We start from the raw sequence: 15,498 nt of genomic DNA, 5'->3' as shown, positions 1-15,498 counted from the left end.
CCCGATGCGATTCAACCTCGTTGCCGCCGTCCTGCTGATCCTGATCGGCCTGTTCATGCTCGCCAGCAACCTGGGCTGGACGCACCTGAACCTGTCCAAGCTGCTGCTGACCTGGTGGCCGGTGGCATTGGTGGGTGTCGGCATCGCGATGCTGTTCGGTCGCGGGAAATAAAGAAGGCGGCGCATTGCGCCGCCTTCCTTCATGTAGAGCCGAGCCATGCTCGGCTTCACAAATCGCCTGCAATCTTCAGGTCCGCGGCAGCGTCACGCCGGTCTGGCCCTGGTACTTGCCGCCACGATCGCGGTACGACGTCTCGCAGATGTCGTCGGCGGCCGCCTGGAAGAACAGCATCTGCGCTACGCCTTCATTGGCGTAGATGCGCGCCGGCAGCGGCGTGGTGTTGCTGAATTCCAGGGTCACGTGCCCTTCCCATTCCGGTTCCAGCGGGGTCACGTTGACGATGATGCCGCAGCGCGCGTAGGTGCTCTTGCCCAGGCACACCACCAGGGTGTCGCGCGGGATGCGGAAGTACTCCACGGTGCGCGCCAGCGCGAAGCTGTTGGGCGGGATGATGCATTCATCGCCGACGATATCGACGAAGCTGCCCGGATCGAAGTGCTTGGGATCGACGATGGTCGAGTTGATGTTGGTGAACACCTTGAACTCGCGCGAGCAGCGCACGTCGTAGCCGTAGCTGGAGGTGCCATAGCTGACGATGCGCTCGCCGTTGGCCTGCTTGACCTGCCCGGCCTCGAACGGCTCGATCATGCCGTGCTGCTCGGACATGCGGCGGATCCAACGGTCACTCTTGATGCTCATGCTTTGTCCTGGGGTACGAGGGGGCGCGAGGATTCTAGCAGGGGGCCGGGCGTCGCCGGCGGCCCCTGCCCGGGCACTTACAGCAGCGACGACAGGATCGGGATCGAGGCACGCGGACGCTTGCCAACCTCCTCGATCAGGCGCTGCGCGGCATGGCGGTAGGCCTGGGCCGGGACCGAATCCGGCTGGGCCACGGTGATCGGGGTACCGGAATCGCCCTGCTCGCGGATGCCGATCTGCAGCGGCAGCGAACCGAGCAACGGCACGCCGTACTGCGCGGCCATGCGCTCGCCGCCGCCCTCGCCGAACAGGTGCTCGACATGCCCGCAGCTGCTGCAGGTATGCACCGCCATGTTCTCGACGATGCCCAGCACCGGCACCTCGACCTTCTCGAACATCTTCAGCGCCTTCTTCGCGTCCAGCGTGGCGATGTCCTGTGGCGTGGTGACGATCACCGCACCGGCCAGCGGGATCTTCTGGGTCAGGGTCAGCTGGATGTCGCCGGTGCCCGGCGGCAGGTCGATCAGCAGGTAGTCCAGGTCGTCCCACAAGGTGTCGTTGAACAGCTGGGTCATCGCCGAGGTGGCCATCGGCCCACGCCAGATCATCGGCGTGTCCTCTTCGATCAGGTAGCCGATCGACATGGTGTCGACGCCGAACGCACGCAGCGGCTCGATGCTCTTGTTGTCCGGGCTTTCCGGACGGCCGGACAGGCCCAGCATGGCCGGCACGCTGGGGCCATAGATGTCGGCGTCGAGCACGCCCACGCGCGCGCCGAGCTGCTGCAGCGCCACGGCCAGATTGACCGCGGTGGTCGACTTGCCGACGCCGCCCTTGCCCGAACCAACCGCGATCACATTGCGGATGCGGGCATGCGGCGTGAGTCCCTTCTGGACCTGGCTTGCATGGGGACGGCGGGGAGAACTGTTCACAACGAGCACCGGCGGGGTCAGGGGGAATAACCGAGCATCATACAAGCTGGACGTAACCTGACTGAAATTCAGGATTGCTACAGATTCGTGCACAGATTGTTAAGTTCATGTTACGTTCGACCCGCACTGTTTTGGGCTGCGGAGCTGGCATTTCCAGCCCGCGCGATGGCGCATGCGCAGTGCCGTTTTTGTTTTTGCTCTCCAATGGAACTACATGAACTACGTAAGCAACACCGCACGTCGCAACACGCTCGCCGTCGCCCTGATTTCCGCTCTGATGGCCGCCGCCCCGGCAATGGCCCAGGACAAGGCGACCAACCTGGACAAGATCACCGTCACCGGTTCGCTGATCCCGCAGACCCAGGTTGAAACCCAGACCCCGGTGATGTCCATCACCGCCGAAGACATCCAGACCCGCGGCTTCAGCAGTGTTGCTGAAGTGCTGCAGCAGTCGTCGCTGACCACTGGCGGCCTGCAGGGCGGCCAGACCTCGGGTTCGTTCACCCAGGGCGCCGAAGCCGCCGGCATGTTCGGCCTGAATCCGGGCTACACCAAGTACCTGATCAACGGCCGCCCGATGCTCTCGTATCCGGCGCTGTACAACGGCAGCGAAACCTTCAACAACATCAGCGGCATTCCGATCGACATCGTCGAGCGGATCGAAGTGCTGCCGGGCGGCCAGTCCTCGCTGTACGGCTCGGACGCGATCGCCGGTGTGGTCAACATCATCCTGAAGGAGCGCATGGACGGCGGCACCATGACCCTCCGTGGCGGCACCTACACCGAAGGCGGCGGCAGCAACATCCGCTTCAGCGCTGCCAAGGGCATCAACGCCTTCGACGACCGCTTCCATGCGCTGTTCAACGTGCAGATCGAGAACGGCAGCCCGATCTGGGGCTACCAGCGCGACATCACCCGCCAGAACAACCCGGTCGGCTACACCGCCCAGGTTCCGTCGAACGACTTCGCCGTCATCACCAACGCTGACAACAAGCTGCTGATGATGGACCCGAGCCGTTGCGCCAACGTCGCTGGGCTGTATGACGGCACCACCGTGGTCGGCCAGCGCGCGTCGGGCGAGTCCTGCGGTTCGGTGTACAGCGCCGGCTACAAGACCCTGAAGAACGGCAAGAACAGCGGCCAGTTCTACTCGTCGATGACCTTCGACGTGAACGACAACTTCCAGCTGTTCGCCGACGTGCTGTACAGCAAGGAAAAGACCGAGTTCACCTCCGGCTCGAGCGCCCTGTGGTGGGGCACCAAGTCGGTCATGGGCGGCTTCTACGACCAGGGCCTGGGCAAGGTCGTGAACCTGCAGCGCGCCTTCGCGCCGGAAGAAATCGGCCCGGGCCACTACAACAACATCATGAACTCCGACGAAAGCCGTGCCTACCAGGTCACCCTGGGCGGCAAGGGCATGGTCGGCGACTGGGACTACAGCGCCAGCTTCACCCGTGGCGAGTACCGCCTGGACCAGAACCGCTTCGTGCGCTGGAAGGACAAGATCGAAGACTTCTTCGGCCAGACCGTGCTGGGCCCGCGCCTGGGCACCTCGGCTGGCGGCTTCGGCATCTACAACCCGGACTATGCGGCCTTCTACTCGCCGATCACCCCGGACCAGTTCGCCAGCTTCACCGGCTACGGTACCCACCGCAGCAAGACCTGGCAGAACCTGGGTCGCGTGCAGGTGACCAACGGCTCGCTGTTCAGCCTGCCGGGCGGTGATGCCGGCCTGGCCGTCGTGCTGGAAGGTGGCAGCGAAGGTTGGGATTACTCGCCGGACCAGGCGTTCGTTGATGGCAATGTGTGGGGCACCACCGCCGTCGCCGGCGCCGGCCACCGCAGCAACTACGCGGTCACCAGCGAACTGCGCATGCCGCTGCACGACACCCTGACCGTCAGCGCCTCGGGCCGCTATGACGCCTTCAAGATCGCCGACAAGACCGTCGACAAGGCCACCTACAGCATCGGCCTGGAATTCCGTCCGATCGAGAGCCTGCTGCTGCGCGGCAAGTACGGTACCGCCTTCCGCGCACCGACCCTGTCCGATGCCTTCCAGGGCATGAGCGGTTCGTACTCGTCCGGCCAGAACGACTACTACCGCTGCAGCCAGATGGGTTACGGCCTGCGTGATGAGGCCTGCTCGTTCTACAAGAACACCTCGGTGTACAGCGAAAAGTCCGGCAACCCGGACCTGAAGCCGATCACCGCCGATGTCTGGAGCGCAGGTGTGGTGTGGGCCCCGGTCAGCAACTTCTCGCTGTCGGCCGACTACTACAACTGGAAGATCAAGAACGAGGTCAAGACCCTGAGCTCGGACCAGCTGCTGCTGGCCGAGTACCAGTGCCACAACGGCCTGCCGAACAACACCTCGGCCAGCTGCGGTGACGTGACCAACTGGATATCCCGCGACGCCGGTGGCAACCTGACCCGCGTATACACGCCGAAGCTCAACGTTGCCAGCCAGAACCTGGAAGCGGTGACCGTGGCGGCCAAGTACCAGCAGGATATCGGCCGCTTCGGCTCGCTGATGTTCTCCGGCAACTACACCAACATGCTGAAGCGTGAAGTGCAGCCGATGCCGGGCGCCGCCAAGCTCGACCTGCTGAGCGACCCGTACAACATGTGGTACTACGACAACTTCGCCAAGGTCCGCGGCGATCTGTCGGTGGCCTGGAACATCGCCAAGTTCACCACCACTGTGTACGCCAACTACGTCGGCAGCACCCCGAACTACCTGGCCTACACCGGCCGCAGCTACGGCTACGTCCACTCCTCCGGCGCCAAGGCCGGCAAGTGGGGTTCGTACACCACGTACAACCTGAGCATGAACTACCAGGCACAGGAAGATCTGGTCCTGTCGCTGATGGTCAACAACGTGTTCAACAAGCTGCCGGAAGGCCAGCGCTACAACTACCCGGGCAACGAATCGACCCCGTTCAACGACGGCTTCTACAGCGTCTACGGCCGCCAGATCTCGGCCCAGGTCAAGTACAACTTCTGATCCCGTCGTTTTCCGGACTCCGTGTCTGGACCAGGCCCCGCTTCGGCGGGGCCTTTTTTTTTGGTTCCAGGAAGCCTTCGGTAAAGCACTGATGCAGAAGCAGCAAATGCACTACGACAGATTGACCTTCATATCGCCATCTTTTGAAACACACCAAAACAATTGGCGTTAACCATTGATCTGCCGGCATTTTTCAGGCCAAACCCCGATTGACGAAATGACGATCGTGTGCACTCTGCGTTAAGTGCGTGTTACGGTCCGGCTGAATGGAATGCAACTGAACAGATCGTTAAACCGACATGGAAGCCGGTCGCCAAGACATCTCACTACGGGGATTTTCCATGTCTCGCCATCGTTCCACACTCTCGCGCCACCCACTGACCCTCGCCCTCCTCGGCACGCTGCTCGCCTCCGGCACGGCCCTGGCGCAAAGCAACAATGCGCCGACCCAGCTTGACCGCGTGACGGTCACCGGTTCGCTGATTCCGCAGACCGAGATCGAGAACCACACGCCGGTCCTGACCGTGACCGCCGAGGACATCCAGACCCGCGGCTTCACCAGCGTTGCCGATGTCCTGCAGCAGTCCTCGCTGTCCACGGGTGGCCTGCAGGGCGGCCAGACCTCGGCCTCGTTCACCCAGGGCGCCGAAGCCGCCGGCATGTTCGGCCTCAGCCCGGGTTACACCAAGTACCTCATCAACGGCCGCCCGATGCTTTCGTATCCGGCGCTGTACAACGGCGGCGATACGTTCAACAACATCAGCGGCATTCCGATCGACATCGTCGAGCGCATCGAGATCCTGCCGGGCGGCCAGTCCTCACTGTATGGCTCCGATGCGATCGCTGGCGTGGTCAACATCATCCTCAAGGAACGCATGGATGGTGGCGTCCTCAACGTACGTGGTGGCGCCTACAGTGAAGGCGGCGGCAACAGCTTCCGCCTCAGCGGCGCCCGCGGCTTCAATGGCGTGGATGATCGCTTCCACGCGCTGGTCAACGTGCAGTATGAGAAGACCAGCCCGATCTGGGGTTACCAGCGCGACCTGACCAAGGTCAACAATCCCGACGGCTACAGCCCGCAGTACGTCTCCAACGATTTCCTGGTGCTGTTGCCGGCCAACAACAACCGTTACGCGATGATGGACCCGAACCTGTGCGCCAATGTGGCCGGGCAGTTCGATGGCACCACGGTGCTCGGCACCCGGCCCACCGGCCAAGCATGTGGCTCCACCTATGGCACCGGCTACAAGACCATCAAGAACGGCAAGGAAAGCGCGCAGATCTACAGTTCTGCCACCTTCGACGTGAATGACAACTTCCAGTTGTTCGGCGATGCGCTGTACAGCCTGGAAGAGGTCAAGTACGCGACGGGTTCCAGCTACACCTGGTGGGGCACCTCGTCCGGCTGGGGCCGCTTCTATGACCAGGCCAGCGGCCAGTACATGAACCTGCAGCGGGTGTTCGCCCCGGAAGACATCGGTGGCGCCGGCTACCGCGACATCATGAACACCGACCGCAACAAGGCCTACCAGGTAACGCTGGGCGGCCGCGGCACGGCCGGCAACTGGGACTACAGCCTCAGCTTCACCCGCGGCGAGTACAAGCTGACCGAGCGCAACTTCGTGCGCTGGAATGACCCGATCAACGATTACTTCGAACAGCGCGTGCTCGGCCCGGTGCTGGGCACCACCAGCACCGGTTACGACATCTACAGCCCGAACTGGGAAGCCTTCTACGCGCCGCTGCCGGCCGGAGACTTCCAGACCTTCACCGGTTACAGCTACAGCCAGAGCCGTACCTGGCAGAACCTGGCCCGTGCACAGGTCACCAACGGCTCACTGTTCAAGCTGCCGGGCGGCGACGCCGGCCTGGCCGTGGTCGTTGAAGGTGGCAGTGAAGGCTGGGACTACAGCCCCGATCCGGGCCTGATGGATGGCAGCGTCTGGGGCACCACGGCGGTCTCCGGCGCCGGCCACCGCAGCAACTATGCGGTGACCGGTGAGCTGCGTCTGCCGCTGCATGACACGCTGACAGTCACCGGCTCCGGCCGCTACGACGCCTTCAAGATCGGCAGCAACACCGTCGACAAGTCCACCTACAGCATCGGCATCGAGTTCCGCCCGATCGAGAGCCTGCTGTTCCGCGGCAAGTACGGCACTGCCTTCCGCGCGCCGACCCTGTCCGACGCATTCCAGGGCCGCAGCGGCTACTATGCCAACGGCTCCACCGACTACTACCGTTGCGGCCAGCTGGGCTACGACCCGGCCAACACCACCGGTTGCCCGTATGACAGCGTCTCGGTATTCGGCACCCGCGCCGGCAATCCGGACCTGGAACCGATCACCGCCGACGTCTGGAACGCAGGTGTTGTGTGGGCACCGATCAACAACCTGTCGCTGTCGGTGGACTACTACAACTGGAAGATCAAGAACGAGGTCGATACGCTCAGCTCCGACCAGCTGCTGCTGGCCGAGTACTACTGCCGTGGCGGCCAGGCCAACAACACCTCGGCCAGCTGCCAGAACGTCGACGACTGGATCACCCGCGATGCGTCCGGCGTGCTGGACGAGATCTACACCCCGAAGATGAACGTCGCCCGCCAGAACCTGGAAGCGCTGACCGCCAGCTTCAAGTACGTGCACGACATGGGCCGCTTCGGTTCGTTGCAGTTCTCGGGCAACTACACCGACATGCTCAAGCGCGAACTGCAGCCGCAGCCGGGCGATGAGTTCCTGGACCTGCTGCGTGACCCGTACGCGATGTGGGTATATGACTCCTACGCCAAGGTGCGCGCCGATGGTTCGGTCGGCTGGGCCAAGGACAAGTGGACCACCACCCTGTATGCCAACTACATCGGCAAGACGCCGAACTACATGGCCTACGTGGGCAATGGCTACGACTACGTCCACAGCTCCGGCTACAAGGCAGGCAAGTGGGGGTCCTACACCACCTACAACCTGAGCGTGAACTATCGCGCGCTGGACAACCTGACCCTGTCGCTGATGGTCAACAACGTGTTCAACAAGATGCCGGACAACCAGCGCTTCAGCTTCGCCGGGACCAGCGGCCAGCCGTACAACAATTACCTGTACAACGCCTACGGGCGTGCCATCTACGTCCAGGCCAAGTACGAGTTCGGCGGCAACTGATCTCCGCCCTCGCCACACCGAAGACCCCGCCCCGGCGGGGTCTTTCTTTGGGCTTACTCCCCCCGGCAGGACAAATCCACAGGGCTTTCACGCCAAGTTGACTAACCCCACGCCTTCGTTCATCTTCAGGTCATGTTGATGTGCCCGCCACAAGGACCCTGCCGACCATGGAACTGCGCTTGACCCCCGCCCGCCTTGGCGCCGCCGCTCTGGCGGCGCTGTGCATTGCCCCTGCCCTCGCAAGCCCTCTGCCAGCCGAGGATTTCGCCAAGATCCCAACCATCCAGTCGGTCACCATGAGCGCCGACGGCAAGCAGTTGGTGGCCATCGTCGCCGCGCCTGGTAGCAACAACAGTGATACCGCTCTGGCCAACTGGAACCTGGACAACCTCGGCGCCGGTCCAGTCGCCATCACGCCATCCGGTGACCGGATGAAGTTCATCGCGGCAAGCGCACTGAAGGCGGGACGCAACCTCGTCATCGGACGCCAGGAATGGACAGGAAAACTCGGCGGCTGCGGTGAAGGCAACAGTACGGGAGCCACCAAGACCTTCCTGACCAAGGCCTACCTCACCGACGCCACCCAGACCAAGTTCGACGAGGCTTTCGCCAACAACACCCGCACGCTCGGGGTCAGCCCCGAGACCCTTCGCTGCCTCGAACTTGCGGGTACCGCCTCGCTGGTCCATGGACTGCCGCTGGATGCAGACAGGGTCATCATCAGTCAGCTCAACGAAGCCACGCTGCAGGCCAACTACTACCGCTTCAACCTGCGCACCGGCCAGACCGAACTGCTGTTCAAGGGCAGCTCGCGCACATCACCTGGCCTGTTCCACCCCCGGACAGGTGAAGTCCTGACGCAGACCCAGGTCGAATCCGCCGGCTCCGACGATTTCGAACAGCGCATTCTGATCAAGAACAGCGCCGGCCAGTTCGAAGTGCACGCCCCCCTGACCACCCGACTGAGCGAACGCTATACGGTGGAAATCGTCGGCATAGACGATGACAGCGGCAAGCTGTACGTGCTGACCGACCAGTTCTCTGACCTGGTGCAGGCGCGACTGTACGATCCCGCCAAGAAGGAGTTCGACAAGGAGCCCTTGGCCGCCCATCCATCCTTCTCGATCAGTTCACTGATCCTGGGCACGCGCAAGAGCAACTTCAACCAGGTCCTCGGCTTCTATATAGACGGCCCCCAGCGGCAGGCCGTGTACGTGGATCCGCAGATGAAAGCCCTGCAGGAGGGCCTGCAGAAAGCCTATCCCGGCCTGAGCGTCTACATCACCGGTTACAACGACGACCTTTCGCGCGTCCTGTTCACCACGGAGAGCAACCGCAACCCGAAGAGCTACTTCATCCTGGCCGATCGCAAGGATGTCGTGCCGCTCGGCAATGAGCGGCCCTGGGTGGACAGCAAGCAGATTGGCGAACAACGCTGGGTGACCTACACCGCACGCGATGGCCTGCAGATTCCGGCGATTCTGGACCTCCCGCCGGGCTGGAAGCAGGGCGACGGCCCGCTGCCGGCACTCGTGCATCCGCACGGCGGGCCGTGGGCGCGCGACTACACCGGCTGGGATGCATCAGGCTGGGTACCGTTCTTCACTTCGCGAGGCTATGCCGTGTTGCGCCCGCAGTACCGCGGCAGCTCTGGCCTTGGCCGCAAGCTCTGGCTGGCAGGTGACGCCGAGTGGGGCCAGAAGATGCAGGACGACAAGGACGACGGCGCTGCCTGGCTGGTCTCGCAAGGCATCGCCGCCAAGGACCGCATCGCGATCTTCGGCTATTCCTATGGCGGTTTCGCGGCTGCCGCTGCAACGGTCCGGAGCCCATCGCCCTATCAGTGCGCCATCGCTGGTGCCCCGGTCACCGATCTTGGCCGGCTGGGCACCTCCTGGAGCCAGAACCGCCTGCAACGCATCCTGCAGGGGCGCACGGTGAAGGGCATGGACCCGATGCAGAACACCGCGAAGGCCACGATTCCTCTGCTGACGTTTGTCGGCGACCGTGACGTACGCACGCCGTCCTTCCATGCAAGGAACTTCTACAACGGCGTACAGGGCAAGGTGCCGGCCCGGTTCGAGCTGATCCCCGACATGCCGCACAGCATGCCCTGGTACCCCGTGCACTTCCGGACGACATTGACGCTCATGGCCGACTACCTGAGCAAGGATTGCGGCCCCGGCGGCCTCTGATCTCTCCCCCGCATCCAGCATCTCCCTCCAAGCCCCTGCCCGCGCGGCAGGGGCTTTTTCATGCGTGAACCCCTGAATTTCCCCTTACTAACAACAAGTTAAGGATCCCTATCATTCATGTTGCATTTACTTTACGCGACACATACACTCCATTAACCGAAGCATAACAAGTGGGGATCAAAACGAAATGCGCACCGCCAACCGCCAAACCAAGCCAAGCCGCGTCCCGTTGACTCTTGCTGTGCTGGCCTGCCTGCAGGTCGCACCGGCTCTGGCCCAGGAATCCACCCAGCAGGAAGCAAAGGCGTCAAGCACCTCCTCGTCATCCCAGCGCGCGACGGATCTTGACAAGATTACTGTCACCGGCTCCCTGATCCGCCGCGCGGACTACGAGACCACCTCGCCGGTGTTCACCATCAACGCCGAAACCAATGCCAAGCAGGGCCAGGTCAACGTGGCCGAGTTCCTGCAGAAGTCGGCCATCGGTTCGGCCGAAACCCAGATCACCCACCAGTTCGGCGGCTTCGTCGTGGACGGCGGTACCGGTGTGCAGACGGTTTCGCTGCGTGGCCTGGGCGCCAACCGCACCCTGGTGCTGCTCGATGGCCAGCGCCCCGGCCCGGCCGGTACCCGTGGTGCTGTCGGCGCCTTCGACCTGAACGTCATTCCCACCGCCATCCTGCAGCGTGCCGAGATCGTGAAGGACGGTTCGTCCTCCATCTATGGTTCCGACGCCGTGGCCGGTGTGGTCAACCTGATCACCAAGAAGAACATCGAGCGCCCGGAGCTGACCGTCACCGGTCGCGTGCCGACCGAAGGCGGCGGCGAAGTGTTCGCTGCCTCGCTGGCCAACGGCTGGAACTTCGAGAAAGGCAGCATCGTGGCTGCGGCAGAGTGGTACAAGCACTACGAACTGAACCGCAACGACCGTGACTACCTGAACTGCAGCAATGATCTGGTCAAGGATGCCGATGGCAACCGCATCGACCGTCAGGATCGCTCGATCACTGCCGGCACCAACCTGGCAAACTGCAACAACCTGCTGCATAACGTCGTCGACGTAGGTGCCATCCGTTATGTTCCTTCACCGGAAGGCAACACCATCGGCCCACTGCCCGGCTATCGCCCGCGTACCACCCGTACCTACGCAGGCGGCGGCCAGGCCTACTATGATGAGCCGCTGAACTTCGCACGCTTTGGTGAAGAGCAGATCATCAACCAGCAGGAGCGCAAGAGCGTCTTCGTAGCCACCGATTTCGCCTTCGACTCCGTCAACTGGAAGACCCAGTGGCTGTTCAACCGTCGCGAGACCGAATCCTTCCGCTGGCGCCAGTTCTTCCCGCGGATCCAAGCACCGGCAGGTTCAGGCTTCACCGGCGTCATCCGTCCGATCATGCCGTTCAAGTCACAGCAGGACGTCACGGTCGACTACTTCTACGGCGCCACCAAGCTCGATGGTCTGTTCAAGGGCACTGACACTTGGGCATGGGAAGTCAATGCCAACTTCAGCCACTCCAAGGGCAAATACGGCAACTTTGGCATCCAGGCCTCCAAGACCGGCGACGTTGACTACACTGACAACGCGCCGACACTGAACTACCTCGATCCGGGCTACCTGAGCGGGGCCAAAGTCGATGAACTCAGTAATCTGCTGGGACAGTGGGATTGGGGTAAGACGATCTACAAGCAGGCCACGATCAATGCCGTCGTCAGCGGCGACCTGTTCGAGCTGCCGGCAGGTGCTGTGGGCGTAGCCGCGGGCTTGGAGTACCGCTACTACTCGATCGATGATCAGCCGGGTGAACTGTCAAAGGCACAGGACCTTTGGGGCTCGAGCTCGGCCAATGTCACCAAGGGCGACGATAGGGTCAAGGAAGCATTTGTTGAATTCGATGTCCCGCTGCTGAAGGGCCTGCCGGCGATCGAGTCGCTGAGCCTGAACGCGTCCGGCCGCGCATTCCAGTACGACTCGGTGGATGGCACCGACGAGGTCTGGAAGGTGGGCCTCAACTGGCAGGTCATTCCGTCGCTGCGGCTGCGCGGCTCGATCGGCACCTCCTACCGTGCTCCGGGCCTGTATGAGCTCTATCTGGGCAACCAGACCGGTTTCCTGGGACAGACCGGCATCGACCCCTGCATCCGCTGGGGTGAGAGCTCCAACACCAACTACCAGCGCAACTGTGCCGCGGCAGGCATTCCTGCCGACTACGCAGGCGCCGGCAGCAGTGCAACTGTGTATTCGGGCGGCGGTGCAGGCCAGCTGATTCCGGAAACCTCCCGTGCCAAGACCGCAGGTATCGTTTTCACCCCCACTTTTGCCAATCTGAGTGTGGCAATCGATTACTTCGATTATCAGGTGAAGAACGAGATCGGCCAGATCACCACGGCTGACATCGTCAAGGGTTGCTATGGCGCTGCGGTGTATCCGAACGCCTTCTGCGGCCTGCTGGTCCGCAACCCCGGTACCGGCGACGAGGCTTGGAACATCACTGATGTGTACAACCAGTACGTCAACATCAACAAGCAGCGCACTCGCGGCTACGACCTGACTGCGAACTTCGACCACGACTTCTCGTTCGGCAAGTTCTCTGCCGAAACCCAGGTCACTTACACCATCGAGGATACCCAGCAGGTCTTCTCCAGCGCTGAAGAAAGTGGCCTTTCGTCCAATGAGCTTCTCGGTGACATCGGGCGTCCGAAGGTTGTGGGCAACCTGGCACTCAGCCTGACCCGTGGAGACTGGACCTTCAACTGGCTGACCACCTACATCCACAAGACCAAGGACATCGACCTGGATCCGGTCTTCATCTACCAGGGCCGTGCGAACTCCTACCGTGACATCGTGGTCGATTCGCGTACTTACCACACCGCATCGGTCAGCTACTCGCAGGCCGACTGGGAAATCCTGGTGGGTGTCAGCAACATCTTCAACAAGACCCCGCCGCTGATCTCCACCGGCGTCAGCGATGCCCGCTACGGCAACATTGCGGCATTCGCGACCCAGTACGACCTGTACGGCCGCACCCCGTTCGTGCGTCTGAAGTACAAGTTCTGATCCACGCCTGATCGCAGTACCCCGACAGACCCGGCTTTTGCCGGGTCTGTCTTTTCCGGGCCACGAAACGGCCCCCTTGCGCCCGGCCATGACCTTCGACACCCTTGCAGGGCAGGCCGGCGGCGTATTGTTCGGCCCACGGCCGTCCCCGCGGCCCTTCCCTGACTCACTCGGCCTGGAGGCCATCAAAGTGACCCGTACTCCCAAGATCGTGCTGCTGACCCTGGCCGTTTCGGCCGCGCTGGTCGGCTGCGGCAAGAACGAAACCCCGGCCAAGGACGCCACCGCCTCCACGCCGGCTGCGGCCGAAGCCACCCAGTACACCCTGGACGAGAGCAAGCTGCCGGCCTACAACGCCTTCCAGCCCAGCGATCTGGATACCAGCAAGGACGCCTGCGGCGCCTTCGGCGACTACGTCAACAGCAAGTGGCTGGCCGCCAATGAAATTCCGGGCGACCGCACCAGCTGGGGCGCGTTCACCATCCTCGACGAGCGTTCGGTGGCCGTGCAGCACCAGCTGGCTGAACAGGTCGCGCAGGTCAAGAACCCGAACCACATCGAGAAGATCGTCGGCGACCTGTGGGCCACCGGCATGGACGAGGCCAAGATCAATGCCCAGGGCATCGAGCCGCTGAAGGCCGACCTGACGGCGATCGACGGCCTGCAGGACAAGGCGGCCATCGCCGACTACCTGCGCAGCAGCGCGGCCAAGGGTGACAACGTCCTGTTTGGCTTCGGCGCCGAAGCCGACTTCAAGAACTCGGCCGTCAACCTGGCCTACGCCAGCCAGGGCGGCCTCGGCCTGCCGGACAGCACCTACTACACCGATGCCAAGAACGCCGACAAGCTGAAGGCCTACCAGGCGCACGTCGCCAAGGTGCTGGAGCTGTCCGGCGTCGCCGCTGCCGACGCTGCCAAGCAGGCCGAGGACGTGGTCAAGTTCGAGACCCGCCTGGCCAAGGCCTCCAAGTCGCGCGTCGAGCTGTCACGCAACGTCGAGCTGTACTACAACCCGGTCACCCTGGCCGACGCCGACAAGCTGACCCCGAACTTCAGCTGGACCGAGTTCTTCAAGTCGCAGGGCGTGGCCGCACCGGAGAAGTTCTCGCTGGCGATGCCGGCCTTCCATGAGGAAGTGAGCAAGGCACTGGGCGACACAGATCCGTCGGTGTGGCGTGCCTACCTGCGCTTCCACACCGTGGACAGCGCCTCGCCGTATCTGGCCGACGCCTTCGTGCAGGAGAACTACGAGTTCTACGGCAAGACCCTCAACGGCCAGAAGGAACAGAAGCCGCGCTGGAAGCGCGTGCTGGGCACCATCGAGAACGATGCCGGCGAAGCCTTCGGCCAGCTGTACGTGAAGGTTGCCTTCTCGCCGGAAGCCAAGGCGAAGATGGAAGAGCTGGTGAAGAACCTGGCCGCCTCGCTGAAGGAACGCATCCAGGGCCTGAGCTGGATGAGCGATGAAACCAAGGCCAAGGCCATCGCCAAGTGGGAAACCTTCACCCCGAAGATCGGTTACCCGGACAAGTGGCGTGACTGGGCGGGCCTGCAGACCCAGCGCGACAGCTACCTGGGCAATGTGCGCGCGGCCAGCGAGTTCAACTACAAGTTCAACCTGTCCAAGATCGGCAAGCCGGTGGACAAGACCGAGTGGGGCATGACCCCGCAGACGGTCAACGCCTACTACAACCCGCTGCAGAACGAGATCGTGTTCCCGGCCGCCATCCTGCAGCCGCCGTTCTTTGACCCGAAGGCCGATGACGCGCTGAACTACGGCGGCATCGGTGCGGTGATCGGCCACGAGATGACCCACGGTTACGACGACCAGGGCGCACGCTTCGGGCCGACCGGCAACATGGAAGACTGGTGGACCGCCGCTGACAAGAAGAACTTCGAAGGCCTGACCGGCAAGCTGGTCAAGCAGTTCGACCAGTACAAGGTCGACGGCCAGGCCGTGAACGGCCACCTGACCCTGGGCGAGAACATCGCCGACCTGGGTGGCCTGGCTACCGCCTACGACGCGCTGCAGAAGGCCTCCGCCGGCAAGGAAGATGCAAAGGTCGATGGCTTCACCCGTGACCAGCGCTTCTTCTTCAACTGGGCTACCGTGTGGCGCACCAAGTACACCCCGGAAAACGCCAAGGTCCGCCTCGCGACCGACCCGCACGCGCCGGCGCAGTTCCGCGCCATGGGTGCGCCGTCGAACCTGCCGACCTTCGCCGCGGCATTCCAGTGCAAGGCCGGTTCGCCGATGGCCCGCACTGGTGAGCAGCAGGTGGTGATCTGGTAAGCCACGGCTGACGCCAAGGCAGACCTGCAGAGGCCCGGGAATTCCCGGGC

Annotated in this window: 8 protein-coding genes; 6 read left to right on the top strand and 2 right to left on the bottom strand. The window is 63.0% G+C overall.

Features of this window, described 5'->3' with window-relative positions; all coding sequences use genetic code 11:
• Positions 1-4 precede the first annotated feature (4 nt).
• Positions 5-172, top strand: a complete 168-nt coding sequence (locus tag AC5QAH_RS00830) for a LiaI-LiaF-like domain-containing protein (protein WP_005418011.1) — start codon at positions 5-7, stop codon at positions 170-172.
• Between the two features lie 75 nt (positions 173-247).
• Here the strand turns inward: AC5QAH_RS00830 and dcd are convergent, their stop codons facing one another.
• Both dcd and apbC read right to left on the bottom strand, forming a co-directional pair.
• A complete protein-coding gene (gene dcd / locus AC5QAH_RS00825; RefSeq protein ID WP_010483020.1) occupies positions 248-820 on the bottom strand; it encodes a dCTP deaminase in 573 nt (190 codons plus the stop codon).
• A gap of 77 nt (positions 821-897) precedes the next feature.
• On the bottom strand, positions 898-1,752 hold the full coding sequence (apbC, locus tag AC5QAH_RS00820) for an iron-sulfur cluster carrier protein ApbC (RefSeq protein WP_026347084.1): 855 nt from the start codon (positions 1,750-1,752) through the stop codon (positions 898-900).
• A gap of 214 nt (positions 1,753-1,966) precedes the next feature.
• On the opposite strand from apbC, the gene AC5QAH_RS00815 reads away from it, so the two are divergent.
• The 5 genes from AC5QAH_RS00815 to AC5QAH_RS00795 all read left to right on the top strand — a co-directional run bounded on the left by AC5QAH_RS00815 (position 1,967) and on the right by AC5QAH_RS00795 (position 15,448).
• Entirely contained in the window at positions 1,967-4,756 is a 2,790-nt protein-coding gene (locus tag AC5QAH_RS00815; protein WP_010483016.1) for a TonB-dependent receptor plug domain-containing protein, read from the top strand.
• Positions 4,757-5,097: 341 nt separating this feature from the next.
• Positions 5,098-7,905 carry a TonB-dependent receptor domain-containing protein gene (locus AC5QAH_RS00810; protein ID WP_049454963.1) on the top strand — a complete coding sequence of 936 codons (2,808 nt, stop codon included), beginning with the start codon at positions 5,098-5,100 and terminating at the stop codon, positions 7,903-7,905.
• 167 nt (positions 7,906-8,072) lie between these two features.
• Positions 8,073-10,100 carry an alpha/beta hydrolase family protein gene (locus AC5QAH_RS00805; protein WP_134958104.1) on the top strand — a complete coding sequence of 676 codons (2,028 nt, stop codon included), beginning with the start codon at positions 8,073-8,075 and terminating at the stop codon, positions 10,098-10,100.
• Positions 10,101-10,287: 187 nt separating this feature from the next.
• Positions 10,288-13,155: a TonB-dependent receptor domain-containing protein gene (locus AC5QAH_RS00800; RefSeq protein ID WP_049454966.1), complete on the top strand. Its 2,868-nt coding sequence runs from the start codon at positions 10,288-10,290 to the stop codon at positions 13,153-13,155.
• A gap of 190 nt (positions 13,156-13,345) precedes the next feature.
• Complete coding sequence (locus tag AC5QAH_RS00795; protein WP_019338610.1) at positions 13,346-15,448, top strand: M13 family metallopeptidase; 2,103 nt, start codon at positions 13,346-13,348, stop codon at positions 15,446-15,448.
• The last annotated feature ends 50 nt before the right edge of the window (positions 15,449-15,498 follow it).

It is taken from the genome of Stenotrophomonas sp. YJH_SMC_43 (genome assembly GCF_059372535.1).
This window is presented reverse-complemented; position numbering and strand designations above follow the sequence as displayed.